Below are 23,820 nucleotides of genomic sequence, written 5' to 3' on the forward strand. Positions count from 1 at the left end.
GTATCAGCGCGGCGAAATGTGTGTGCCGCCGGAGATCGCCTGGCGCGTCATGGGCGTGCGCAGAAAATCGTGAGGGAAGCCCGGTTCTATCGCACTGGCAGCGTCCAGGCGAGCGAGGTGTGCCTCGTTCCACTGGACGTCGAGGGCGCCGAGATTGTCCTCCAGTTGCTCCAAGGTGCGTGCACCGAGAACGGGGGCACTCACCGCGGGGTGGAGCAGCGTCCACGCAAGGGCAATTTGCGCAGGCGTTCTACCCATTTCGACGGCCACCGACTTCACCACCTCCGCGATCTCCAGATTGCGCTCGGTGAGGCGACCGGTCACGGAGATCACCTTCTTGCGCGTGCCGCTCGCGTTGCCTTGCGCGGGGTCGAGTGCCAAATCCGCCTTCGTATATTTGCCCGTGAGCACGCCGCTCGCCAGCGCGGCCCAAGGCGTGACACCGAGCCCCATCTCCCGCGCCATGGGCAGCAGATCGCGTTCGACGGTCCGCTCGGCCAAGCTGTACTGAATCTGCAACGCAACCAGCGGCGTCCAACCCCGCAGATCGGCAATGGCCTGCATGCGCGCGGCTTGCCATGCGGGCGTGTCGGAGAGACCGACGTAAAGGACCTTGCCCGCGCGAACGAGATCGTCCATTGCACGCAAGATTTCGTCCACCGGAGTGGTCCCATCCCAGATATGCAAGTAGAGCAAGTCGATATAGTCGGTCGCCAGCCGCTGGAGGCTCGCTTCCACTGCGCGAATCATGCTCTTGCGATGGTTTCCGCCCGAGTTGGGATCGCCCTCTCGCATGGCGAGCGTGTACTTCGTGGCGATGACGAGGCGATCGCGCCGGTTACGCGCAAGCTCACCGACGAGCTTTTCCGACGTACCATTGGTGTAGAAGTTCGCGGTATCGATGAAATTGCCGCCGCGGTCGACGTAGGTGTCGAAAATGCGCCGCGTTTCGTGGGCATCGGAGCCCCAGCCCCAGTCGGTGCCGAAGGTCATGCCGCCGAGCGCGAGCGGCGAGATGCGAAGACCGGATCGGCCCAAAAGACGATAGGTGCGAAGGGAGAGTGCATCGTTCATGGTGCACCGAAGATGGAGCTCACCGGCTCTTTAGATAATATCGTATAATTGAACGGGCCTGTTTAGCTGGAGATATAGAATGCGTGGAAGTGAATATGCCGAGCTGACCGCTTTTGCCACCGTCGCTGCGCAAGGCAGTTTCGTCCGGGCGGCGGCCCAGTTGAGGATCTCGCCCTCGGCGCTGAGCCAGATCATTCGGGGACTCGAAGAGCGCCTCGGCGTGCGCCTCCTCAACCGCACCACGCGGAGCGTCGCCCCGAGCGACGCCGGCGCACGTCTGCTCGCCCGCATCACGCCGGTGATGAACGAGCTCGATGCCGCCGTTGCCGAGGTGAATACGTCACGGGACCGGGTCGCGGGCAGCCTTCGCATCAATACGCCACGCACCGCCGCGGTCCGCCTTTTGGGCCCGCTCGTGGGCCCATTTCACGAGAAATATCCGGACATCGAGCTCGACATCGTCGTCCAGGAAGCCATGATCGATATCGTCGCGGAGCGCTTCGATGCGGGCATTCGCTTCGCCGAGCAGCTCGCGAAGGACATGGTGGCCATCAAATTGAGCGACCCCATCAAGACAGCCGTGGTCGCATCACCGAAGTACCTGGCCCGCCACGGCATCCCGAAGACGCCACGCGATCTCATGAAGCATCGCTGCATCAATTGGCGCTGGACCACGAACGGCAGCTTGTATCGATGGGAGCTCGAACGCGGAAAGCGAAGAGTGGAGATCGCCGTAGAAGGCCCCTTGAGCGTCAACGACATGGAGGTCATGTTCCGAGCCGCCCTCGATGGTGTGGGGCTCGCCTATTTGTTCGACGACCACGTGCGGCCCTGGGTCGAAAAGGGAAAGCTCGTGCGCGTCCTCGAAGCGTGGTCACGATCGCTGCCAGGCTTTTACCTCTATTATCCGAGCCGGAGCCATATGTCGCCCCCACTGCGCGCGTTCGTCGAATTTCTTCGCGAAAACGCATCAGTACCTACCAGCCGGAGGAACTTGCATCGCGAGGCGTGAGCATCGAAATGGAAAGCACTGCTTGGCTTGGGCTCGCGCTCGATAGCGCGTTCGCTCCATGCGCGACGCAATCGAAACAGCAATGTGCCGCGCGAAAGCCTCCCCGTTGTTGGGCAGCTCTGCGGACGGCGTCATCTGGAGGCGGAGGCGATGGGATGCCACGCAATGTTCCTACCGTTGCGCGTTGTGAGCATGGGAGGTTCTGGAATGGGGCCAGCGATTGAGACTCGACACGACACCGCGCCAGAAGCTTGCGGAATGTTGCGGGTCTCCGCGCGTATCGTAAAGCTCTTCGCGGCGCACGAGCTCAACTCATCAGCTGATGGCCGAGCGCCTCGATGCGTGCACCGATCCCGAGTCCTCGAACACTGCACGGTCAGTAGAGCGCTGCCGTCCTGCCTGACGAAAGAGGTTCGCTTCGCACCCAGAAGTACGATTGACGTCTCTACGCGCGACCAACCCGGACGCGATCTTTTTTGTTTGAGCGTCCGATTTATTCTTGACCGCTTTCAAAATGAGGCTCATAAGAACGAAACATCTGAATGGTAGTCGCGCTCGTCGCGTCTATTCTTCCGTACCGAGAAAGAACGCTCAGCTAACCCGCAGCCCTTCGAACCGCCATGATGACCCGACGCCCCCATCAATCATCTGCCAGCTTGTCGCCCAAGGCGACGTGGCAGGGGTGCGCCTATAGCGTCATGCGGCCGCTCGAAGGCAAAAAGAGCCAGATCGGTCTCCTCCAGGATTGCGCCGCGATCCTGTTTGCGAACCCGGAGGTCGATCCCTAGGCGGAAATTCCAGAGTCGTTTCAGCGCACTCTCGGAAGGCCGCCTAGGGAAACCCAGGCGGCCTTCGGCGTTTGTACCCCCGCAAGCGCGGGCGTGAACGGCGTGCTGAAGGCTCCGAGCAGGCACTTCGACACCACCGTCGCGGTGGCGCTCGGGCGTGTTGCGACGATGTGCCAGTCCAGTTCCAGCAGAAAGAGCGGGCCCCTGCCCGCGTCCGAAACCACGACGTTCGAGGAGAACAAACGCAGAATCAAACGCGATAGTTGGTTCATGAATCAATCCATGTATCGATGCTTTCAACCGAAGAATCCGTTCTTCGCTCCCGCGAAGATGACGGGAGACGTGCGCCCAGTTTGCGGGCCTGCGTCGAGTCGGGAGAAGCTCGATCGGTAGCTGGAGTCAGGACGTTCTGCGCGCAGCCATGAAGGCCGCCGAGGAACGATCCTCGGTGGCCTTCAACGCATTTGGAGAACGGAGAACGAGATGAAACACATGCGGAAGCAGAAAATCTGAGGGACGTTATCTCAATGGTAGAGGGCCGGCCTTTTAAGCCGAGAGATGAGGGTTCGACTCCCTTGCGTCCCACTTCGTCGTCGCGTGCGACGGCGAGCATGGGTCCGTAGCGTAATGGGAGCGCACCCGGCTCTTACCCGGTGAAGCGAGGGTTCGAATCCCTCCGGGCCCACCATCGATTCGGGATCGTCTAGCTGGCAGGACGCCGCGCTCTGAACGCGGAAACGCAGGTCGAATCCTGCACCCGAAACCAATGCTTTCGACAGCGAGAGCTTTCCTTCGTCGCAGGAGATCCGCGTTCGGAACGAGCGCGGCGGAGGGTGACGTGTGCCCACAAGGGCTCTGTTCCTTGAAAACTTGGCGCCAATCAAAAACGCGACACCACCGCGCCGGTGGTCGTCGGCATGGTCGAAGTCCACGCCGATGTCAACGGCCCGCGGTGTCGCGCTCATTCCAGCGTCGCCTAATGGCAAGGCACCCGGCTGTTAACCGGACATATGGGAGTTCGATTCTCTCCGCTGGAGCCAATGCCCTCGTAGCTCGATCGGTCGAGCACCCGTTTCGTACTCGGGAGGTTCCGGTTCGATTCCGGACGAGGGCTCCGCCCGCGCAAGCGGGTCCTATGCCCTCGTCGTCTAAAGGTCAGGAGCTCCGGCCTTCAACCGGAGAATGTCGGGTTCGAATCCCACCGAGGGTGCTCGCGGGCTGTGAGCTGGTCGCGTGATAGCGGCCGATTGCGCCTCCGGCTCGACTCCTGCGGGGGACGCGATCGATTATCTTGCCTCGTGATGCGACCGGTGTCGCAGCTCCGCTGTCTACGGAGTGAGACGGGTTCGACTCCCGTACGGGGCGCTCGGCGAATGCCGTGAGGAGTACATCTGGCAAGAATGAACCTCTTCACGATTTTGTCGCCGTTCTTAGGTCGGAGAGCCAAGGTGGCCAGCCGAGATTCCAAATCTCGGAGAGGCGGTTCGATTCCGTCCCGACCTGCGGGGCCGTAGCTCAAAGGCAGAGTGCCCGGTTTGCACCCGGGTGATGGGAGTTCGAGTCTCCCCAGCTCCACAACCCTGATGCGCGCGCAGCGCGCCAGGGGATCGCGGACATCGTTCAATGGTAGGACCGCAGCCTTCCAAGCTGCCGATGCGGGTTCGATTCCCGCTGTCCGCTCTGTTTCTTTTCGAGCCGATTCTCGAGCGAGGATCGCCGGCCGCAACCCGGCGCGCGAGGGCGCGACTCCCTCTCGGCTCTCCATGCCTCATTCGTCCAACGGAAGGACCATCGTCTCTTTTCGCTCCTTGCGGGGCTTTTCTGCGGAGTGGAGCAGACGCAGCTCGCCTGTTTCATAGGCAGGAGGGCACGGGTGCAAGTCAGGTCTCCGCGCCCCGCCTTCATTCGCCGGTGACTACGCAGAGCACGCTCACGGCGCTGCTGACTCGACATCGTCGATGCCGCTCACCCGCGCGAGCTCCGCGCGCGTCATGTTCTGGTCCATCAAAGCCTGATTGTAATTCGCCCGTGCGCTTACGAGGATCCGGAGCGGCTCGACAAGCGCACGCTCGTCCTTGGTCCCGAGGTCCATCGCGTTCTCCACTTGGACTATCCAACCTTTCGCACGGTGGACGGCGCGCTCCCACCTTTCGGCGCGCTCGTTCGCCTCCACCGCAGCGGCGTGGGCCACTTCGACCTCGCTCGCGACGCCGCCGAGGGCGAGGCGTTCGAGAGCGTACGCCTCGGCGAGGTTGGACTTCGCTTGCTCGAGGCGCGCAGCCTTCGTCGCGAAATCGAGCGACCAGTCGAGACCGAAGGCGGCTCCGAATTGGACGTGATTCGCGGCGGCGCTCGGATTGAGGCCGCCACCGCTTTGCGCGCTTTCGACCTTCGGCGCGACCGCGTAGTCGAAGAGCATTCCGAGCCCAATGTTCGGAAATAAGTTTGCGCGTGCGATACCGACTTGTGCATCACGCGCGACCGCACCTGCACGCGCTCGGTTAACGTCGGGCCTATTGAGGCGCGCGGCTACGAGATACCGAACCACCGGGCCGAGCGGCGTTGGCGGTGGCTTGAGCGGCTCGTCTGGGACATCGAACCCGCTCTGCACCCCGGTGTAAAAACGAAGCGCGGCGAGGGCGGCGGTCTCGCCGCGCTTCGCCTCGGCGACGCGCGCGAGCAGCTCGTCGCGACTAACTTCGAGGCGCAGGCGATCGGTATTCTCGACGGAGGTATCGCCGGACTCGAGCTTCGAGGCGATCGAACCGATCGCCTCGTCGAGTTTGGTGAGCGCATCCGACGCGAGGTGGAGCATGTCCCGCGCGAGCGCAACACCGAAGAACGCGCGACGCACGTCGGTGTGAACCTGAAGTTTCTCTTTCTCGACGTCCCATTCTCCAAGCCGGATTTGGGCCTCGGCGGCGCGCTTGGCCGACGCTATCTTGCCAAAGGTATAAAGCGGCACCGTCGCATTGACTCCGACTTGCAGGAAGGGCCCGATGCCATCTGCGAAAGTCGTTGCTTCCTCGGGCTTTTTATCCTTTGGACGATTCGGAACGACGCCGAATCGGCTCGTCAAATTGACGAACGACCATGGCGCGGCGCGAGCCTCGTCGAGTTGCGCACGCATCGACGCGAGCCGAGCGCGAGCCGCATCGATCGCCGGATGGTTGTGGTCGGCAAGACGGAGGCATTCGCCGAGCGAGTAGGGACGAAGCTTCGAGCCGTCAGCACACGCCGACCGCGTTAAGGTGAGCACGAGAACGACGAGCGCGATGCTCGCTGGTATCGCCGCGAACCATGGCGACGGTGTCAGATCGCGCGTGAACGAGCGCTGTGCGATGAAGCGTTGGATGCGTCTAAAGGAAGTCATGTCGCCCGCGATAACAAGCGCTATGTCCATCCCATTCCACACATCCACAACGAACACCAAGGCGGTATTCCTCCGTCCGCAGCGACAACGATCCGGGGTCGTCCAATGGCAGGACCCGCGACTTTGAATCGCGTTATGAAGGTGCACTCCGGCCTTCGGCCTCCGTGGGCCTTCGGCTCGATTCCTGCCACTCAGACCATGCGCGGGGAAAGCGATCTGGCGATCGTGCCTGCTCGACAAGCAGGAGGTGGCGAGTTCGATTTTCGCGCCCCGCACCATGCCGACGTAGCCCAATTGGCAGGAGGCAACGCGCTTAGAACGCGTGCAGTGTCCGTTCGAATCGGACCGTCGACACCATCTCACCGTGGCGGAATTGGTATAGCAGCAGGCTGAGAAAGTTTCCGGCGCGCGGACATCATCTGGGTGTAGCTCAATTGGCTAGAGCACTCGGTCCGGAACCGAGGTGGTGCAAGTTCGAGTCTTGCTGCCCAGACCATGGAAGGGGAATTCGTCGGGGACGAAGCTCGCTTGGAAGGCGATGCGCGCTGCACTCGCGGCGTGAGGTTTGAGTCCTCTCCCTTCCGCCACGGAGAGTCAATCGAGCCGGCGCTCGGCGCGGCCTTGAAAACCGATGGCGTGTTTCAAGCACGCGTGGTTCGACTCCACGTCTCTCCGCCACATGGAAGGTAAATCGATCAAGGATCGAGCCCGTTTCGAACACGGTGCGCGCTGCGATGAGCGGCGTGGGGTGCGACTCCTCTGCTTTCCGCCACGGAAGTCGAATCGCGAATGGTCGCGAGCCCGGCCGCTACCCGGTGCGTGCTCTTCGGGGCATGGTGTTCGAGTCATCCGACTTCCGCCGTGATTGGCGCCCGCTAGTACATCCGAGCGCGCCATTGAATGCACGACGATGCCGATGGCCGATGGTCGGCGCTCGATTCTTGTCGATGACTTTCCTGACAGGAGAACTGGATGTAATTGCTATCAGCGAGTTTGCTCCGCCGCGCAACGTGCCCGCGGTGCTCCAGCGGGACGAGGGCAGCGAGCGCCCGGCAGCCAAGCAGTGCGCCGGCATTGTCGTCGGAGTCATGCGAACATCGCGCAGCTTGTGTCCGGGCGCATCCTTGCCGGCTCGGCATTGAGACGATACAACTTGAGGCCCGTGAACGGGTCACGTGATCACGTACCTGGGAATCGAAGCTCCGACCCGCATGCGCGTTTCGCCGGTCGCTTTATCGTCGAGAAAGAAGCCGGACGCGGTGGTATGGGGGTGGTCCTACGGGCCTACGATTGCACGGCCGAGCGCACCGTCGCGCTCAAGGTGCTTCACAAAACGGGTGCATCGGCGCTGCGTCGCTTCGCCATAGAAGCCGATGCCCTCGGCAAACTCGACCACCCGGGCATTGTCCGCTATCTCGCCCACGGAGTGTCGGAGGACGGCGCGCCGTACTTGGCACTCGAGTGGCTCGAGGGCGAGAGCTTGCGCGAGCGCCTCGAGCGCGCCGCAAAGCAGAGCGAGTATCTCGACCTGGGCAAGGTCGTCGCGTTGGGCGAGCGCGTCGCGGGGGCGCTCGCAGCGGCGCACGCCATCGGCATCGTGCACCGCGACGTGAAGCCGAGCAACATCTTGCTCGTCAACGGAGACCTCTGTCGCGCCAAGCTGCTCGACTTCGGCATTGTGCGCGCGCCCTTTGCAGAGCACGACACCACCTCGGGCACGGTGCTCGGCACGGTGGGGTACATGGCGCCAGAGCAAGCACGCGGTGCCGAAGACGTCGACGGGCGTGCCGATCTCTTTTCGCTCGGCTGCGTACTCTTTCGCTGCCTCGCCAACCGCGAGGTTTTCGACGGCCCCGATCCGGCGACCGTGCTGTCGATGCTTCTCCTGCATAAGCCACCGCGTCTCAGCGAGCTTCGCCCGGGCGTCCCGCCCCAACTCGATGACTTGGTCGCTCGGCTGCTCGCGCGCGAGCGCGAAAACCGGCCGGCCTCGGCGTCCGACGTCAAGCGTTCCCTTGCGCAGATCGGCTCGGAGCTTCTCGGTGAGACGCAGGCATCGGGCCGCCTCGAGCCCCCGCAGCCCCTTGCACTCAAAATCGATGCGCCGCCGCTTACCACCGCGCGGCGGCCGCTGTGGATTGGCGCCAGCGCTTTCGCGGTGCTGGTGCTGGCCATCGGCATCACGCTTCGCCCTTGGCGGCGCGCGACCGATTCGGCGGCGGCGGTCCCGTTGCAAGTCGCTCCATCGCCTGCGCCCACCTCCCTCACCTCACTCCCCGCGTCGCCGTCCTGCGACCCACGTGCCGTCGCCCTTTACCAACAAGGTCTGCAGGGGATGCACGATGGCCGTTGGTCGGAGGCAAAAGTCGATTTCCGCCGCGCCGCGGAGCTCGATGGTGCGTGTCCACAAGTCCAACTCCGGCGCATTTCGACCGCCTGGGAGCAGAGCACCTCGCTCTCGACCCGCCGCCGTTACCTGCGCGAAACCTTGCGTCTCCGCGATGGACTCAGCGATCGCGATCGCATGGTCGTCCAAGCATTCGAGCTGCTCCTCACGGGCGACGTGCCCCGGCTCGAGGACACGCTCCGAGTCTTCCAAGAAGCGGTGAACCGCTATCCGATGGACGCCGAGCTCCGACAGATGTTGGCGAGCGAAAAAATGACCATCGCGCGCAGCCGCGCCGAGCTCGAGGACGCACTCGAGGACGCGCGCAAGGCGGCCGAGATCGATCCATCGTACTCCGACGCATGGCAGACGCAGAGCCGCATCCTCGAACGCCTCGACCGCGACGACGAGTCGCGTGCGATGCTCGACCAATGCATCGCGGTGTCGCCGGGCTCGGTCGACTGCATGCAGGTCCGCTCCTTTGCCATGAGCCTCGCGGGCCAATGCGAGGACGCTGTTGCCGAATTGCGGCGCGCCTCCTCATGGGACCCGGAGCAATCGGGTATCTACCGCGCGCTGGCCGAGGCGCTCGCCGCGACGGGCGCACCAAAGGAGACCATCGAGCAAGTCCTGGTTATGCGTAACGACCGCTTGCCCGTGGAAGGCCGCGACGAGACGCGCCTGCTCGAGCGCGCGCAGCTCGAGGCGTGGGCCGGGCAATTCGATGCTGCCATCGACACAGCGCAGGAACTCGAACGCCATGTTGCGAGCTCCGCATCGCGCGGATCGCATTGGGCCGCGGCGATTATCGCGTCCGGCTCTCTCTCCGAATCGGGCGACGCCGCCGGCGCAGCGCGCGTCGCCACGCAAGCGCTCCTGCGCAAAGGGGCGTGGCCCCCGGACTCGACGCGCTCGCTGCCGGAGGCCCCCGCCGAAGGATGGCTCCTCGGCGCCAAGTTCAGAGGGCAACGCGACAAATTGGCCGAGTGGCACAAAGCAGTAAGCGCGTGGGAGCGCTCGAACGAAGGTTTCCTCGACGCCTTCGAGCGGTGGGGCCTGAAATGGGGCCCCATGATGGATGCGCCCATCGATCCACGCGAAGTCCTGGCCGAGGCGCCTTCGGGGAGCCCGAGCGAGGGCGCGCGGCACTATCACGTGTCGTGGCGGGTCGGCGTCCTTGATGCGTACGCTGGGCATATCTACTTACAGGCTGGTGACATTGCGCACGCGATGCCCTTTCTCGAGCGCGGCGCGCACGCCTGCCAGGGTTTCGACTACCCCTTCCTCAAGACGCGCGCGCACCTGTGGCTGGGCATGGCCAAAGAGAAGCTCGGCGATACCGACGCCGCGTGCTCCGCATACCGCGCCGTCCTCGATCGATGGGGCCACGCGACACCGCGATCGGTCACCGCCCGCGAAGCGGAACGTCGGAGCCACGCCCTGGGCTGCAAGTGACACATTAGTGGGTAGCGTCGTTACTTGAGTAAGCGCCTGAACGAGCCAATGAAGACGGCATCCAGACTTGACGAATACATCCGTTCGGCCGGGCTATCGATGGGGTCACAGTATTTGAAACGATGGCAGCCTCGCACTCGTTCAGCACCAGTACGGAGCGATTTACGTCCTACCGAATCCCAACCATCTTCTTTTCAAACCCATAGGGACCCCTAGAGCCCGGGCAGAAACCCCGTAACCGCTCTCTCGAAAAACCGAGAATAGCTTCACATGCCAAGTTGGAGCATCGCCGAATGCGGGTGCTCGCAAAGCTACGGACGCGAAGAGGAGCTCGAACTCCTCAGCGATCTTGCTGCTCGGCTTCGAACGTTCAAGAACCTCCTCTTCTTGCCGCGTTTGGCATCAGCGATATTCTTCAGACAGCAATTCCTCATACTGACCATACAAGGCCCGATTTGCCTGCTCTTCCTCACGTCGTTGATAAATCATGTACTCTTGATAGGAGACGACAGTGTCAAGAAACCCTGCGACCGAACGCATCGCATCGTCGATGCGTGCAATATTCAAACAATCAACCTCGGTCTTTAATGGCAGATTCGGGCCTCGAGCACGAGGAAATCGAGAGCAGGTCCGAATAGGGCTCCTATTCCATACAAGATAGGAAGTTTCCCAACTCAAATACGAGACTCCGGCCGGACCAAGAGTGTCGCGGACGGCGCGCATCGTCCATTGTTCGCGCCCGTGTTCGCCATACCGCGCGAACAATTCGCATGTCCTTTTGATAATTGACATTGATTTTCGTTCAATAATGTTTCATTAACAAACATTCAAATCAGTCTTCGCCTATGGATTCACGTAGGCGCAATTTCGAATAAGGAGAATATACATGAAAGCCAAGAAGCAAGCGCTCGGCGCGGCCCTCGGGATCATGTTTGCGATGATGGTTTCCGGTTGCAGCACCGATACGGCCGAACAAGAAGAGACGACGAACGTCACCTCGGACGGACTGACCACGCAAGCGGATGGCGAGTTTTGGCTGTATCGGGAACCATTTTACGGCTATCTCGTGAGAACGGGTATCAAGCCGCGCTGCTTCAATGTGGATAGGGACCAAGAACACCCCTCATCGTTGAAAATTGTCAGCGGCAACTTCAGGTTTTACGACAACAAAGACTGCAAGGGTGGATACCTCGGACTCAAGGGGCCGAAAGAGGTGCCCCAATTGAGCGCGTTCGGCTGGGACAACAGGATCCAATCGCTCGAATACACGGGCCCGTAGCGCGGTCGCGATGTGAGGTCTCGTCGGTGAGGAGCAGCAGCGGCTCCTCACCGAACTCTCTTGCCACTCCGCAAAATTGAGTCGCTCGGGCAGGCTCGCCGCGATCGCGGGGCTTTCGATGCGAGCGGGCACTATGACCGATGGATCCATGGCGCCAATGAAGACGTTCTTCTTCGAAACTCGAGCGCGCATCTTTTCCCTCTGGACGGATCTACGAAAGACGCGCCACGACACTTTAAGTGATTGGACAATCGCCTCGGCGAATCTCGAACCGAACAGTGTCGAAAATGTCACCGCGATGCTGTGCTCGCCGGACGCGGCCAACTGATTCCACGCCTTTGAAGGCCGCCGGCCCCTGCGCCGCGTAGAACCCGCCGCAGGAATCATCGCCTCAGCCACAACGCTCGGGCATCTCGAGATAGGCGCAGACGCTCACTCGTTTAGCGCGAGAGCCGAAGAGGCGCACGGGACTCCGAGGTTACGCGGCTCGTGTTGGCATGACCGTGCCATTCGCCTCCCAATGCGAGCCCGCATCGAGCACCGGGGAAATTTTTGAAATTCGTTTGGGCCAGCGCTGCGAATCTACGCCGGCATGAAACATCGCAGAAGCGAACGGAGTTCAGCGGGAAGAAGCCTCATGACGTGCGCCCGCGTTGGCATAACGATGAATGCTATGAAACAGCCAACCTTGTGCTCGCCGTCGGAAATCACAAGTACCGGGACAATTCGCAGCTAATGTTAGCTTGATGATGAATTGGCGCCCTCGAACCGCTCCAAGTGAAGGAAATGTGGCACCGTCTCAACAAGAAGAATGCACGCCCTCGAAGCATCGCAGTGCGTAGGGAACGCAACAGAAAGTATACGCAATGCCGGGCCCGTCTTCTCGCAGCAGCGAGCCGTCAGTCCATGCGAACGGAGCGCCGCTTCCACATCGCACGGACTGTCATCCGCGCAAACTATCTTTCTATCGGTAGAATTGCCGAAGATAGACTGCATTGATTGAACGAAATACCGCGCGACTCTTCTCGGCGTTCCGAAATGCTCGAGGGAGGATCCGCACTTGCCGGTTGGTGGACGGCATCAAGGTGTTCTGATTGAACATCCATCTCGCCCGAAATCGTCAATGACACGGGGGGCTCTCCTCGTCCGAATCGACGGGGAAACAGCTTTCTTCCCATAGGATTGACGCAACGCACATCGACCCGGTGTTTGGGCGCCGATGAAAACGCATCATCGTATCGACGCGTCGCGACCATGAATGATGCCGATCGCTCGGGCGGTACCGTCAATCCATTTGGCCGCACTGGGCGACTACGACGTTGATAGGCCGATCGACGACACCGGGACGGATCACAACCCGTTCACCAACTCGATCCTGTTCGCGGGGAAGGGTATTCGTGCCGGTGCCGTGCTCGGAGGTTCGGACTTCCAATCGTCGAACGAGGAGCTCTCGGGTGCGCACTTGTCCTTGGACACCGAGAAACTCAAGCGGATGGGTCTCCCGGTCGATTTCGAAACGGGACTCATCACGGGAGAAAAGCCGGCCGAGTATACGGCAAATGCGTATTTGACCATCGCCTCCGTCGTCAATGCCGTTTATACGCTATTCCGTGTCGACCGCCAGCACCACTGGGAGAACGGACGCGGCCTGGGCCCAGCGCCCGTTCTGGCGGCGCTCTTGAAAGGATAGCTTCGCGCACGAGTCGTAGTAGAGCGCTGCCGACGGTGGTTTCATCGATTTAGCGCGAGAGCCAAAGCGGCGCACTGAACTCCGACGTTGCGCTGCTCGTGTTGAACACGGCGGCCGCGGTGGCGGTGAAGAACGCCCCTCGCGTGCCGTCGCGAAAGGGACTGCCGTGGCTCACGAAGGTAAACGTCGCCACCCCCGCGGCATTCGTTCTTACCGTTTCGGCGCCGAGGTAGATTTCTCCCTCGCCGAGCACCGCTACATTTCGTGCATAGCCCGCGAAAAACTCGACGGTGAGCGTGGCATTCGGTCGAGACGCGAGCGTCCCGCGGAGCGTGACCGTGCCGTTCGCCTCCCAATGCGAGCCCGCATCGAGCACCGGGAAATTCTGAAGTTCGTTCGGTCCAGTGTCGCAATCGGGAGCGCCGTCCGCGCACGACCCAGCGGGATCGTTCGGGGTCGGACCGTCGATGCCGAGGTCGATCCCGAGGCGCACGGGGCTCGCGGGATCGGTGGTCCCTCCCGCCGATGTAGGCAGCGATACAATCGGCTGCCCGTTGCCGAAAATACGATTCTGCGAGATGGTCGCGCGTGACGTGCCCGTGAGCCCCACGCCCATCCGATTGCCGCTGATCGTATTGTCTTTTACCACGATACCGTTGCCGGCGGCGGTGATGCCGTAGGTGGAGTTCGTGATGATGTTGCCCATCACCGTCACGTCGTTCGCGGAATTGAGCTGCAGTCCGTCGGAATAGCCGCTGAACCAATTGTAGAGAAACCGGATCCCGGCGTTCCCTTCGCCTGCACACTCGACGCCCTGCGAACGGGGGCTGACGGTGTTCGGCGACGATTGGAAGAACACGTTGTACTGGTATGTCGTGTTCGTCGTCCCGCGCGTGCACTCGCCCCCATCACCCGTGTCATAGATGACGTTTCGTTCGACCACATTGTTCGTCGACAGCCCCTTGGTCGATCCACCCGCAGCCGTACCATCATCCCCCGTAATCATGATACCCGCCGCGCCGACCATATCGTGGACCACATTGTGGTGGATATGATTGTCATGACTCCGAAGGAGCAGGACGCCAATGCAAAAATGGCGAATTTCGAGCCCACTTATTTCGATGTGCCCAGAGTCCACCACGGCAAGCCCCGGCTTTTGCAGCGAGCGTACGTTCGGACCACTGCCCACATGGTTCTCGGCCGGACACGAGGCCGTCGTCGTATCATCCACGATGCGCGTGCCGTCTACAACGACGCGCGGAGCTTCGCCGGCGACGCGATGTTTGCCCTCGATGACGACCGGTCGCGTGATGTTGGGAAGCAGTGAATTCACTTGAATCACCAACGGCCTCTGCGGATCCGCTCCGGGATCGATTTCGATGCGGCCCCCACCCCCGCGCGCGTTGCTCTGGAGAATGGCCCAGCGCAAGGTGTGCTCGGCCCCGTCGTCGTCGGGTTTGTCCACGACCAGCGTGTAGCCGTTGGCGGACGAGGCCGCTGCGAATAGGGCGGCCACCGTGGTGACGATCATCGTTCCTCCAGATCCGGTGAGTGCCAGAGGCACATTCGGCGCGAGCTTATCGCAACGCGGGGGTCATGAAATGACGAATGCCGTTTGCAAACGGCCGCGTCTGCGTCATCTCAATGGGCACCGCGGAGCCGGGCGGCGGTCCCGCGAATCGCCGAGAGCGTCTCGTCCGTGCAGCTCGTGTGGTCCACATGATGGCGATTGCGTTCGATGAGGTTGCCGATCTCCTCCCACGCGCCCGGATCGCGGCGGTCGGCACGCAACGCGAGGTCCCTCCACGTGCGCGTGAAGAACATCAATTGGGTCCACATCCCTGCATCGCGACGATGGCTGCGCGCGCAGGCCATCTCCGTATCCGCCTCGAGCGCGGCAAACGAGTCCTGGCCGCGCACTGCGTCGCGAGGAGGTTGGGCACACGAAGCACACAGCGCTGCGACGAGTACGACAAAGGCACGAATATCCACGGCTGCCACGATCGTACGCCAGGTGGTGTCGCATTCTCCCCTGCCGCGTCGGGCGCAGCCGTTCGGTGCGTTCTTGCGATTCGAGCGTCGTGATCAGTAATCCCAGTAGGCCGGTACGAAGCGAAAAGCGTCGCCGTCGACCGCCACCCGTCCGACGGACGGGAACGATAGGTGCGTGGCCACGAGCAGTTCGCCGGTCGCCGCCAGCTCGCGGAAAAGCCGGATTCGGACATTGACCGACTCCTCGGGGTCATGTTCGAAGCCGTTGTGCCAGTCCGGGTGATCGAACGAGACCGGGAACACGGCGTCGCCGGCGAATGTGAGTCGCTCGCCGCCGGATTCCAGGCGGACCACGCTGTGTCCAGGGGTGTGGCCGCCGGTGCGCTTGACAATCACCCCTGGCGCCACCTCGCGCTCCACCTCGAACGGCCGCAGCTGGCTGTCATACTCCTTCACGAAGCGCTGCGCGGTCGCTCGAAGCACGTCCGGTATGGGCGACGGCATCGCGGTGCGGGAGAAATCCGGCGCCGCCCAGAACTCGATCTCCGCAGCCGCCACGTGGATCCGCAGGTCCGGACGCAGCCGCTCCTTTATACCGTCGCCGAGCAGCCCGCCAATGTGGTCCATGTGAAGGTGGGTCAGCACCACGTCGGTCAGCGCGGCGAGATCGATGCCGGCGGCCTCCAGTCGCAAGGCCAATTGCCCCGCCCGCGGAAAACCCGAGAATTCCTTTCCCAGCCCGGAGTCGACGAGGATGGTGCGGCCGCCGCTGCGCACCACAATCACGTTCACCGCCCAATCGAACTTGTCCGGCAGGAACAGGTTGTCCAGCCAGGCCCTGCGCACGGCCGGCTCGACATTGGTGGACATCGTTGCGAATGGCAGCGGCAGCACGCCATCGCTGATCACCAGCACGTCGATCTCGCCGATCCGCAACGCGTAGCGCGACGGAACCAACTCGTCCGAGGCTGGTTTACGGGTGTGCGGAGTGTTGTCTACGCTCATGTTTGCGTTCATGTCTGTCTCCTCGAGGGGTTCAATTGAAACTGGCCTTGTCGAGGCCGTAGGCCTACTCGGCCGAGCCGGGGCACGGCCCGAAAGCTGGAAGCTTTCAGGCATGGATGGCCGTGATCGAAGGTCCGCAAGGTCGTTGAAGAGTGGACGGCTCCGTGCGCGCCGTTCGATTCGGTCAATCGACGCGTAGGCTTTGCTCCATCGCGTAGCAATTGTCCCAAACGAACGTGTCGAAGCCCCCTAGCCTGCTCTTCCACTTTCGAGTCAGCGTCGTCACGCATTGACCCGCGACGCGCGCCGTGTAGTCGTCGACCAGGGCCCAAGTGTTTCCCATGTCTGCTGGGTTGATCCCATCGACGTAAGGAGTTGATTTCAACGCTTCGCCTGCGGCCGCCTTCAAATCGGCGTCGAATTCGACCTGCATCTTCACGTCCTCGCGCGTTCCAAGACGGCTGACGTGTCCGGACACCAACTTCTTGAAAGGCATCTTCTCGATCTCCTCGACCTGGGAGAGCCATCCAGGAATGTCCTGCGCAATCGCTAGGCGGCGAAACGGCATCCATCCGGGGAAGACCACATCTACGACCATCAAGGTCTCCTGCTCCGGAGCATAGATGAAGATGTTTCCCGGCTCGTGCCCATTGCCATGATAGGACAGCTTCAAAACCTGGCTTCCAACCTCCAATGAGTAATCGTCCTGGAAACTCACCGTGGGCACCGGACGCGTGGGGTCGGCATCGCGCATCAAAAGCTTTTTCGTCTCGTCGTGGGCAATGATCACGGGATTGTGGCTCAGATCGAGGCTACCTGCGCCGCCGATATGATCGGCGTGTGAATGGCTGTACACGATATGAGTAATGGGAAGCCTCGTGACCTCGGCGATCGCGTCGTTCAGTTTCGCTACGTAGCTCGGCGGGGCGTCGATGACTACGACACCGGCCTCGTAGACCATGAACATCGATTGGTAGGAATTATCCGTAACCATATAGAGGCCGCGCCCCAACTTCTCTGTCCGACATCCCTTTTTCGCGTCGATTTCTGGTCCTTTGGCCCCATCCGGCACATCGAGATACTTGTCGAGCCGAACGCCAATTGGCGCAATCTCTGGAACGTTCGGAAACGGCCTCCCGGGTTGACCAGGCAGGGCCAACGAGTCTCCCGTCTCGCGTCCGGCGTTGTCGGTGCACGAAATACCGAGGAGGAGTGCGCAGACAGAAAGCCTATGAATGATATGCGGCATGATTTCTCCTTCGATACCTCTATTTCGAATCAGCGATGACGTTCGCGTGACGAGCAACGAGCTGCCAAGCGCCGTCCCGTTTGACCCAGATGTCGGTATAGCGCCGATGGATGGTCTTTCCGGCGTCAGGGGAGGTCCCTTTCGGAACGACCGTTTCGTGGCCCATGACGATCACGGTATTGCCGTACGCCTTCGATGCCTCGATCGTGCGTTCGAACGACGAGTAGGTGACGGTCCCCTTCTTGATATGGTCACCGTGGTCGACTTTGTTCCATTGATTGTTGATGAGGAAATCGTCGCCCCAGAATTTGCTGAGAGCCGCCTGATCGCCACGAAGGATCGCCTGTGCATGGGCAAGATCGAGCTCTCTCGCGACTCGTTCCTGGTCTGCTGGGATAGCCTGCCTAGCCTGCGTAGTCTGCGCAGCGCAGCCAGCGAGCGCCGCCGAGACCAGCAGACGGCTCAGGGTCTTGAGCACGATCGACGAGACCTGAGTCAATGGTCGTTGATTCACTTGTATCCTCCGGGCGCTACGCACCGTTCATGTCCAGGACGAGACAAGGCAGTCGGTCGTGACGTCGGGCCGTCATTTTTTTCCTCGGAGGTCCCGGCGCGATGTCACATTTGCCTGGGGCATCTGGTCCATGGCGGTGGAGGCGAAAACATGGACTTGAACGACGACAACCCGGCTCGGGCCTTCGAACAGCGCCGCCCGCGTCTGCTACGCATCGCCTATCGAATGCTAGGCGTCATCGCAGAGGCGGAAGACGCCGTGCAAGAGACCTATCTCCGCTGGCATCAGGCCGATCGCAGCGCGATACGTGATGCCGAGGCCGTCTTGGTCCGAACGGTGACGCGCGTGTGCTTGGATATCCTCAAGTCGGCGCGCGTGCGGCGTGAGCAGTACGTAGGCACGTGGTTACCTGAACCTATCATGGACGTCGTTGAAGGAGAGGACCTGACGCTATCCCTGATGATGGCTCTGGAGCGTTTGTCTCCACTCGAGCGCGCCGCTTTCTTGCTGCACGACGTCTTTGGTCAGGACTTCGATGTCGTGGCGGCCGCTCTCGAACGCGACCCGGCAGCCTGCCGCCAGCTTGCCAGCCGCGCGCGAGCCCACGTGCGTGAGGCTCGCCCACGCTTTCCCATCACGGAGCGCCGGGGGCACGAGATAGCTTCGGCATTCTTCGATGCTTCGCGCAGCGGTGACGTGAACGCACTGAAGGCGCTGCTCGCTGACGATGCGGTGACCTACACCGATGGTGGCGGCAAGGTGGCTGCCTCGCTGGTGCCGATCCACGGACAAGCCAATGTGGTGCAGTTCTTCGAAAGTCTGCACCAGCGCCTCGGGCCCGACTTCTTTCAATGTGTGTATCAGGGCCTCGTCGACGGGCTGCCTGCGATTGTTGCGATGGATCCCAAGGGCGGTTTGCAGACCACCGCGTTTGGCATCGAAGAAGGTCGAATCGTTGAAATCTATATCGTGAGAAACCCCGATAAGTTGGAACGGGTTCGACGCTTTCTCGGGTGAACGCCGTGCCGACGCACTCGTTCAACGCCGGGATTCGCGCTCGATGGCCACGTACACGATCGCCTTCTCACGCCGCACTTTGAGGAGCACGGGGCCGTTGGGCGCGGATTGAAGGGCCTTCATCACCTCCGCGGTATTGGACACCGGCTGGCGATTGACCTCCAGGAAGGGTTCACCTTCGCAACCAAGCTGGCGACATCCGGCGTGCCGGGGAGGACGGGTGGCGAAGCGAACGGTGCCGCGACATGTGCGGCCTGCACGGTCGGATTGTCCAATGCAGCGCCGGCGGTGCTGCCGGGATGGCAGCCGACCGCCACCAGGGTGAGAGCGACCAAAAGGGATACACGGGCGAGCATGATCGAAACATGCGATAAGCACCCGCATCGCGAGGTCAAGCCCCCCTAAGCCGCATGCAGACGGCGCACGCTCCCCCGCGGCGGAGTCGTCGGGCCATCGGCGGAGTCGTGCGCTACTTGCGAGTAGACCCTCAAGTAATCGCGCGCCATACGACCTACGGTGAAGCGTCGTTCGAAGACGTCGCGGCAGCGTTTACGACTCAGCTTGTGAACGTCGCGCACGGCCGCCACAGCCTCGTCCTCGGTCTGGACGATGAAGCCGGTGATACCTTGGGTCATAATCTCCGGCACCGAACCGCACCGCCACGCGATGACCGGGGTGCCACAGGCCATCGCCTCGATCATGACCAGCCCGAACGGTTCTGGCCAATCGATGGGGAACAAGAGAGCCAGCGCCCCACCGAGGAATTCGTCCTTTTCCGCCTCGCCAATCTCGCCGATGAACTCGACGCCGGGCTCGCGAAGAAGCGGGCGAATGCGCTCTTCGAAGTACTGCTTGTCGGCATTGTCCACTTTGGCGGCAATTTTTAGTGGGATCCCCGCCCGACGAGCAATGAGGATGGCCCGGTCTGGGCGCTTCTCGGGGGAGATGCGGCCGAGAAACGCGAGGTACGAGCCTCGTTTCTCGTGCAAGCGATACAGATCGGGCGGCAACCCATGATGGATGGTCGCCAGCCAGCGATTGTGAGGAATGGGGGCACGCTGCGCATTCGAAATCGACACCAATGGCGCTTCACGAAAATGCGAATAGACGCGCACGAATTCCGGAAGATCCAAACGACCATGCAAGGTCGTTACTGCAGGCATGCGAAGCCGGCGGGTCATGGGGAACTGCCAATAGTCGAGATTGAAATGGACGACGTCGAACTGTCCGGCCGCGTCCATCACCTGATCCATCATGAGCAAGTGATGCGTGAAAGGGTCCACGCACGTCGGATCGAGACGGAGGCTCTGCTCGCACATCGGCCGAAGGCGCGCGCGGGTGACCGAGTCACCGGAGGCAAAGAGCGTCACATCATGGCCTTGCCGCACCAGTTCTTCGGTCAGGTATGACACGACTCGTTCCGTGCCACCGTAGAGCTTTGGCGGCACGCTCTCGAAGAGTGGAGATACGATTGCGATCTTCACGGCAACCCTCACTCGATTCAAGGATTCGTATCGCAATGGGAATCATTCCCCATGTCGCTCGCAAGGGGGGGAGCGCGATCTTGACAGGGGGTGGTCGGAAATTTACTCGTTCTGGCCAAAAACCAATCCAAGGAGGTACTCCTATGTCGATGAAAGGCCAGGATACTGACCATTCGGATCGCAACGATGTTCCGCCGTGGCTTCATGACCTTCGACAGCGTTCGCGTGAGCGCGTGTGGTGGACCTCGGCACGCGTCGCCTTGCGACGGCATGGAGAAGGATCTCGAGTCGACGCATCTTTCCAGCATGATCGCGCACGCACTCCAACGCGATGACCTGATGCCCTGGGTCGAAAGTCGTTATGCTCGAACGTTGATTCGGTGTATGCGCCCCCTCACTTGCACGGCATGAAACCGCCGCTTGGATGTACGACTCGCTTACGAATGTCGCGTGATCCAGCGCTTGACAGCAGCACGTTCGAATTTATTCGTTTGGTCAGATTCTCCGGCACGAGCCACCACTCGGGGGCCGCCGGAGCAGCAATAACAAGGAGGATTGCCATGCTTACTACATGGGATGCCTTCCCGATGCTGAACCGTCTCCTCGACGACGTCATGAACGACGTCACCGGTACGGCATTCGGGACCGGTGCAAAGGTCACAATCGATCCTGCAATCGATGTTCGTGCCACCGAGGACGAGCTCATCTTCGTGTGCGACGTTCCGGGTGTCACGCAGGAGGATCTCGAAGTCGCCATCGAAGGGAGCACGCTCACCATCAAAGGACAGCGCAACTACTCGGGCGGCGAGAAGGATAAAGTTTGGCTGGGCCGGTCGTACGGTGCGTTTGCCAAGTCCTTCACGCTTCCGGAGTTCGTTGACGCAAACGCGATGACGGCAGCCCTGTCGAACGGCGTGCTCACGATCAACGTGCCGAAGAAGCCGCAGGCCAAGCCGCGCAAGATCCAGATTGGGTCGGGCAGCTCGCCCAGGCAGCTCGAAGAAAAGAAGGAATAATCCAAAAGGCGTTAGGGCGGTCCGCGCGCGCGGGCCGCCTGCACGCGGTCGGGGCAAAGGAGCATGGGCCATGACGGTTCGTGAAATTTTGGAGGACGCGAGGGCCTTCGCCCGCTCTGGGGATTGGACGGGCGCGATCGCGCGCGCCAAACTTGCCCTTTCCTCCGCGCGGGCCGAAGACGAACGGAATACCTGTCAGCTCGAGTTCGAACACCTTCAAGAGGGCGAACGGGCCTGGCGCGCGGAGATTGAGGCGCGCCGCGCGAGCTACTTGAAGCGCGAGCTTGGCGTGGATCGTCCGATCGCAAAGGACCGGACCGTTATCGAGGTACCTACGATGGCGGCGGAGCCCGTAGCCACCGCGCAAACCTCCGTCGGGACGCCGGTGCCCCCGGCGTTCGTGCGGCCGTAGTATGGCGCCCGACGCGAAAGTCCATATTTGCCGGCTTCGCCGTTTGTGCGTTGCGGACTCGTATTCGAGCGGTTGGCAAGCCCGCGAGATGTCGGATTGACTTACGCGACATTCGAGGCTCGAAAGACATCTACGCGAGCGACCGCTCTCGTCGCTTTTATTTTTGGCAATGGATTGGAGGAATAGAATTCGAATCGATATACACTCGCTGTCCGCATACTTCTGAGCTCAGGTCGCGAACCCGACCAAGGCCGATTTCGCCTATTCGGCAGGTCGAAGTTCGTAGGGCGACATGCGCCACATTCATCGAACCATGAACATCTTGACAGCGAGGAATATCCAATGAGTGACGAAGTCACGCGAAAACCAAAAGGTGGAGCAGTTTCTCGCCGTGGGTTCATCGTTGGAGGCGGTTCCATGGTGGCGGGCGCTGCTCTCGGAGGGCGGGCCATGGCCGCAATGCCGGCTACTGCGACCATTTCCAGCGGCGCGCGCGTGTCGGTCCTGGTGATTGGCTCTGGTTACGGCGGCTCGGTTGCGGCGCTCCGACTCGCGCAGGCCGGAGTCGATGTGCATATGATCGAAATGGGCATGGCTTGGGACACGCCCGGTGCTGATGGCAAGATTTTCGCCCACACGACGAAGCCGGACGAGCGCTCGTTCTGGTTGCGCACGAAAACGAAGCAGCCGCTCAGCAGCTTCCTCGGCTTTCCCATCGATCGTGATATCCAGCGCTACACGGGAATTCTGGACGCGGAAGAGTTCGCCGGAATTACGGTTTACCAAGGCCGCGGCGTCGGAGGCGGATCGCTGGTCAACGGTGGAATGGCCGTGACGCCGAAGCGGGAGAACTTCCGCGCCATCCTCCCATCGGTGAACCCCGACGAGATGTACAACGTCTACTATCCTCGCGCGAACGCGGAGCTCGGCGTCCACACAATCGACCCTGCGTGGTTCGAAGTTGCCGAGTGCTACCAGTACGCACGGGTCGGTCGCAAACAGGCGCAGCGATCCGGTTTCCCGTTCGTCTTCGTGCCGAACGTGTACGACTGGGACTACATGAAGCAGGAACAAGCCGGCACCGCGCCAAGGTCGGCGGTTGCCGGGGAACTTCTCTATGGGAACAACTACGGCAAGAAATCACTGCAGAAGACATATCTCAAGCAGATCGCGGCGACGGGGCGGGTCACCATTTCGCCATTGCACCGGGTAACCTCGGTCACGCCTGCGCCGCGCGGCGGCTATACGGTGGAGATCGAACAGCTCACCACCGCCGGTGCGGTATCCACCACCAAAACCATTACGGCGGACACGGTGTTCTTCGCCGCGGGCAGCGTCGGCACGAGCAAGCTGCTGGTGAAATTGAAGGCCACCGGCGCGCTGCCGAACCTGAATAGCGAGATCGGAAAGGGCTGGGGCGACAACGGAAACGTGATGTGCGGACGTGCCAACCACATCTGGGATCCGACGGGCACCCTTCAAGCGTCCGTCCCCACCGGCGGCATCGACAACTGGGCCGCGGGTGGTGCATTCGCCGAGGTTGCGCCTCTGCCGACTGGGATCGAGACGTGGGCATCCTTCTACCTGACGCTCACGAACAATCCGCACCGGGCTCGATTTCATTGGAATCCGTCGACCAAACAGGTGGATCTCGACTGGCAAAAGGTGTGGAAGCAGCCGTCGATCGAGATGGCGAAAACCATCTTCCACAAGATCAATGCAACGGAGGGGACCATTTACCGATCTGACCTCTTCGGCGTGAATACGATTTGGGGCGATCATCTCACCTATCACCCTCTCGGGGGTGCGGTGCTCAACAAGGCGACCGACAATTACGGGAGGCTCGTCGAGTACCCCGGCCTTTACGTGATGGATGGGTCGCTGATCCCCGGCAACACCAGCGTCAATCCATTCGTCACCATCACGGCGCTGGCCGAACGGAACATCGAGGAGATCATCGCCTCCGACTTCTAATCCCAGCTCCAAAATGGGACCTTGATTGGCAAAGCCGATGTGGCATGTTCGCGCTATTGCGCAAATGCCACGTCGGCTCGATGTCCGCTTCGCGGCTTGC

General features: G+C 61.6%; 19 protein-coding genes and 15 tRNA genes. 24 read left to right on the forward strand and 10 right to left on the reverse strand.

What is annotated here, in order from left to right; all coding sequences use genetic code 11:
- Nucleotides 1-3: 3 nt before the first annotated feature.
- On the reverse strand, nt 4-1,074 hold the full coding sequence (locus LZC95_26825) for an aldo/keto reductase (protein WXA90076.1): 1,071 nt from the start codon (nt 1,072-1,074) through the stop codon (nt 4-6).
- A gap of 79 nt (nt 1,075-1,153) precedes the next feature.
- On the opposite strand from LZC95_26825, the gene LZC95_26830 reads away from it, so the two are divergent.
- Nucleotides 1,154-2,086: a LysR family transcriptional regulator gene (locus LZC95_26830; GenBank protein WXA90077.1), complete on the forward strand. Its 933-nt coding sequence runs from the start codon at nt 1,154-1,156 to the stop codon at nt 2,084-2,086.
- A gap of 808 nt (nt 2,087-2,894) precedes the next feature.
- Here the strand turns inward: LZC95_26830 and LZC95_26835 are convergent.
- On the reverse strand, nt 2,895-3,146 hold the full coding sequence (locus LZC95_26835; protein WXA90078.1) for a hypothetical protein: 252 nt from the start codon (nt 3,144-3,146) through the stop codon (nt 2,895-2,897).
- A gap of 241 nt (nt 3,147-3,387) precedes the next feature.
- Here LZC95_26835 and LZC95_26840 point away from each other — a divergent pair.
- From LZC95_26840 to LZC95_26885, 10 genes are all read left to right on the forward strand, one after another.
- Nucleotides 3,388-3,459 (forward strand) — tRNA-Lys (locus LZC95_26840).
- A gap of 28 nt (nt 3,460-3,487) precedes the next feature.
- Nucleotides 3,488-3,562, forward strand: a tRNA-Lys gene (locus LZC95_26845).
- A gap of 4 nt (nt 3,563-3,566) precedes the next feature.
- A tRNA-Gln gene (locus LZC95_26850) sits at nt 3,567-3,640 on the forward strand.
- Between the two features lie 199 nt (nt 3,641-3,839).
- Nucleotides 3,840-3,914 (forward strand) — tRNA-Asn (locus tag LZC95_26855).
- 2 nt (nt 3,915-3,916) lie between these two features.
- Nucleotides 3,917-3,988 (forward strand) — tRNA-Thr (locus LZC95_26860).
- 23 nt (nt 3,989-4,011) lie between these two features.
- Nucleotides 4,012-4,084, forward strand: a tRNA-Glu gene (locus LZC95_26865).
- A gap of 83 nt (nt 4,085-4,167) precedes the next feature.
- A tRNA-Asp gene (locus tag LZC95_26870) sits at nt 4,168-4,239 on the forward strand.
- A gap of 67 nt (nt 4,240-4,306) precedes the next feature.
- Nucleotides 4,307-4,377, forward strand: a tRNA-OTHER gene (locus LZC95_26875).
- A gap of 1 nt (nt 4,378) precedes the next feature.
- Nucleotides 4,379-4,449, forward strand: a tRNA-Ala gene (locus LZC95_26880).
- Between the two features lie 34 nt (nt 4,450-4,483).
- A tRNA-Gly gene (locus LZC95_26885) sits at nt 4,484-4,554 on the forward strand.
- Nucleotides 4,555-4,804: 250 nt separating this feature from the next.
- Here LZC95_26885 and LZC95_26890 read toward each other — a convergent pair.
- A complete protein-coding gene (locus tag LZC95_26890) occupies nt 4,805-6,247 on the reverse strand; it encodes a TolC family protein (protein ID WXA90079.1) in 1,443 nt (480 codons plus the stop codon).
- A gap of 92 nt (nt 6,248-6,339) precedes the next feature.
- On the opposite strand from LZC95_26890, the gene LZC95_26895 reads away from it, so the two are divergent.
- From LZC95_26895 to LZC95_26920, 6 genes are all read left to right on the forward strand, one after another.
- A tRNA-Gln gene (locus tag LZC95_26895) sits at nt 6,340-6,446 on the forward strand.
- Nucleotides 6,447-6,449: 3 nt separating this feature from the next.
- Nucleotides 6,450-6,525: transfer RNA gene (locus LZC95_26900), tRNA-Val, on the forward strand.
- 1 nt (nt 6,526) lies between these two features.
- Nucleotides 6,527-6,604 (forward strand) — tRNA-Leu (locus LZC95_26905).
- Between the two features lie 62 nt (nt 6,605-6,666).
- Nucleotides 6,667-6,743 (forward strand) — tRNA-Pro (locus LZC95_26910).
- A 92-nt stretch (nt 6,744-6,835) separates the two neighbouring features.
- Nucleotides 6,836-6,925: transfer RNA gene (locus tag LZC95_26915), tRNA-OTHER, on the forward strand.
- 586 nt (nt 6,926-7,511) lie between these two features.
- Nucleotides 7,512-10,088, forward strand: coding sequence for a protein kinase (locus tag LZC95_26920; protein WXA90080.1), 2,577 nt, complete (start codon nt 7,512-7,514; stop codon nt 10,086-10,088).
- A 402-nt stretch (nt 10,089-10,490) separates the two neighbouring features.
- On the opposite strand, the gene LZC95_26925 is transcribed toward LZC95_26920, so the two are convergent.
- Nucleotides 10,491-10,655 (reverse strand): hypothetical protein, encoded by a 165-nt coding sequence (locus LZC95_26925; protein ID WXA90081.1) that lies wholly within the window; start codon nt 10,653-10,655, stop codon nt 10,491-10,493.
- A 319-nt stretch (nt 10,656-10,974) separates the two neighbouring features.
- On the opposite strand from LZC95_26925, the gene LZC95_26930 reads away from it, so the two are divergent.
- From LZC95_26930 to LZC95_26940, 3 genes are all read left to right on the forward strand, one after another.
- Entirely contained in the window at nt 10,975-11,367 is a 393-nt protein-coding gene (locus tag LZC95_26930) for a hypothetical protein (GenBank protein ID WXA90082.1), read from the forward strand.
- A gap of 157 nt (nt 11,368-11,524) precedes the next feature.
- Complete coding sequence (locus LZC95_26935; protein WXA90083.1) at nt 11,525-11,695, forward strand: hypothetical protein; 171 nt, start codon at nt 11,525-11,527, stop codon at nt 11,693-11,695.
- A 930-nt stretch (nt 11,696-12,625) separates the two neighbouring features.
- Complete coding sequence (locus LZC95_26940) at nt 12,626-13,057, forward strand: DUF1501 domain-containing protein (GenBank protein WXA90084.1); 432 nt, start codon at nt 12,626-12,628, stop codon at nt 13,055-13,057.
- 49 nt (nt 13,058-13,106) lie between these two features.
- Here the strand turns inward: LZC95_26940 and LZC95_26945 are convergent, their stop codons facing one another.
- The 5 genes from LZC95_26945 to LZC95_26965 all read right to left on the reverse strand — a co-directional run bounded on the left by LZC95_26945 (nt 13,107) and on the right by LZC95_26965 (nt 17,817).
- A complete protein-coding gene (locus LZC95_26945) occupies nt 13,107-14,588 on the reverse strand; it encodes a right-handed parallel beta-helix repeat-containing protein (GenBank protein ID WXA90085.1) in 1,482 nt (493 codons plus the stop codon).
- Nucleotides 14,589-14,698: 110 nt separating this feature from the next.
- Nucleotides 14,699-15,049, reverse strand: coding sequence for a hypothetical protein (locus tag LZC95_26950; protein ID WXA90086.1), 351 nt, complete (start codon nt 15,047-15,049; stop codon nt 14,699-14,701).
- 93 nt (nt 15,050-15,142) lie between these two features.
- Nucleotides 15,143-16,066, reverse strand: a complete 924-nt coding sequence (locus tag LZC95_26955) for an MBL fold metallo-hydrolase (GenBank protein WXA90087.1) — start codon at nt 16,064-16,066, stop codon at nt 15,143-15,145.
- A 172-nt stretch (nt 16,067-16,238) separates the two neighbouring features.
- On the reverse strand, nt 16,239-17,303 hold the full coding sequence (locus LZC95_26960) for an MBL fold metallo-hydrolase (protein WXA90088.1): 1,065 nt from the start codon (nt 17,301-17,303) through the stop codon (nt 16,239-16,241).
- A 19-nt stretch (nt 17,304-17,322) separates the two neighbouring features.
- On the reverse strand, nt 17,323-17,817 hold the full coding sequence (locus tag LZC95_26965; protein ID WXA90089.1) for a nuclear transport factor 2 family protein: 495 nt from the start codon (nt 17,815-17,817) through the stop codon (nt 17,323-17,325).
- A 150-nt stretch (nt 17,818-17,967) separates the two neighbouring features.
- On the opposite strand from LZC95_26965, the gene LZC95_26970 reads away from it, so the two are divergent.
- Nucleotides 17,968-18,834 carry a sigma-70 family RNA polymerase sigma factor gene (locus tag LZC95_26970; protein ID WXA90090.1) on the forward strand — a complete coding sequence of 289 codons (867 nt, stop codon included), beginning with the start codon at nt 17,968-17,970 and terminating at the stop codon, nt 18,832-18,834.
- A gap of 401 nt (nt 18,835-19,235) precedes the next feature.
- Here LZC95_26970 and LZC95_26975 read toward each other — a convergent pair whose 3' ends face one another.
- A complete protein-coding gene (locus LZC95_26975) occupies nt 19,236-20,318 on the reverse strand; it encodes a glycosyltransferase family 4 protein (protein WXA90091.1) in 1,083 nt (360 codons plus the stop codon).
- Nucleotides 20,319-20,878: 560 nt separating this feature from the next.
- Between LZC95_26975 and LZC95_26980 the strand changes: the two genes are divergently transcribed.
- The 3 genes from LZC95_26980 to LZC95_26990 all read left to right on the forward strand — a co-directional run bounded on the left by LZC95_26980 (nt 20,879) and on the right by LZC95_26990 (nt 23,720).
- Nucleotides 20,879-21,334, forward strand: coding sequence for an Hsp20/alpha crystallin family protein (locus LZC95_26980; GenBank protein WXA90092.1), 456 nt, complete (start codon nt 20,879-20,881; stop codon nt 21,332-21,334).
- Between the two features lie 70 nt (nt 21,335-21,404).
- Nucleotides 21,405-21,746, forward strand: coding sequence for a hypothetical protein (locus LZC95_26985; GenBank protein ID WXA90093.1), 342 nt, complete (start codon nt 21,405-21,407; stop codon nt 21,744-21,746).
- 450 nt (nt 21,747-22,196) lie between these two features.
- On the forward strand, nt 22,197-23,720 hold the full coding sequence (locus LZC95_26990) for a GMC oxidoreductase (protein ID WXA90094.1): 1,524 nt from the start codon (nt 22,197-22,199) through the stop codon (nt 23,718-23,720).
- Nucleotides 23,721-23,820: the final 100 nt, after the last annotated feature.

It is taken from the genome of Sorangiineae bacterium MSr12523 (assembly GCA_037157775.1).
Lineage (GTDB): Bacteria > Myxococcota_A > Polyangia > Polyangiales > Polyangiaceae > Pendulispora > Pendulispora brunnea.

Bases quoted from the DNA above. Each gene is read 5' to 3' on its own strand.
- LZC95_26825 (WXA90076.1), bottom strand. From the start codon at position 1,074: ATGAACGATGCACTCTCCCTTCGCACCTATCGTCTTTTGGGCCGATCC.
- LZC95_26830 (WXA90077.1), top strand. From the start codon at position 1,154: ATGCGTGGAAGTGAATATGCCGAGCTGACCGCTTTTGCCACCGTCGCT.
- LZC95_26835 (WXA90078.1), bottom strand. From the start codon at position 3,146: ATGAACCAACTATCGCGTTTGATTCTGCGTTTGTTCTCCTCGAACGTC.
- LZC95_26890 (WXA90079.1), bottom strand. From the start codon at position 6,247: ATGACTTCCTTTAGACGCATCCAACGCTTCATCGCACAGCGCTCGTTC.
- LZC95_26920 (WXA90080.1), top strand. From the start codon at position 7,512: ATGGGGGTGGTCCTACGGGCCTACGATTGCACGGCCGAGCGCACCGTC.
- LZC95_26930 (WXA90082.1), top strand. From the start codon at position 10,975: ATGAAAGCCAAGAAGCAAGCGCTCGGCGCGGCCCTCGGGATCATGTTT.
- LZC95_26935 (WXA90083.1), top strand. From the start codon at position 11,525: ATGAAGACGTTCTTCTTCGAAACTCGAGCGCGCATCTTTTCCCTCTGG.
- LZC95_26940 (WXA90084.1), top strand. From the start codon at position 12,626: ATGATGCCGATCGCTCGGGCGGTACCGTCAATCCATTTGGCCGCACTG.
- LZC95_26945 (WXA90085.1), bottom strand. From the start codon at position 14,588: ATGATCGTCACCACGGTGGCCGCCCTATTCGCAGCGGCCTCGTCCGCC.
- LZC95_26955 (WXA90087.1), bottom strand. From the start codon at position 16,066: ATGAACGCAAACATGAGCGTAGACAACACTCCGCACACCCGTAAACCA.
- LZC95_26960 (WXA90088.1), bottom strand. From the start codon at position 17,303: ATGCCGCATATCATTCATAGGCTTTCTGTCTGCGCACTCCTCCTCGGT.
- LZC95_26970 (WXA90090.1), top strand. From the start codon at position 17,968: ATGGACTTGAACGACGACAACCCGGCTCGGGCCTTCGAACAGCGCCGC.
- LZC95_26980 (WXA90092.1), top strand. From the start codon at position 20,879: ATGCTTACTACATGGGATGCCTTCCCGATGCTGAACCGTCTCCTCGAC.
- LZC95_26985 (WXA90093.1), top strand. From the start codon at position 21,405: ATGACGGTTCGTGAAATTTTGGAGGACGCGAGGGCCTTCGCCCGCTCT.
- LZC95_26990 (WXA90094.1), top strand. From the start codon at position 22,197: ATGGCCGCAATGCCGGCTACTGCGACCATTTCCAGCGGCGCGCGCGTG.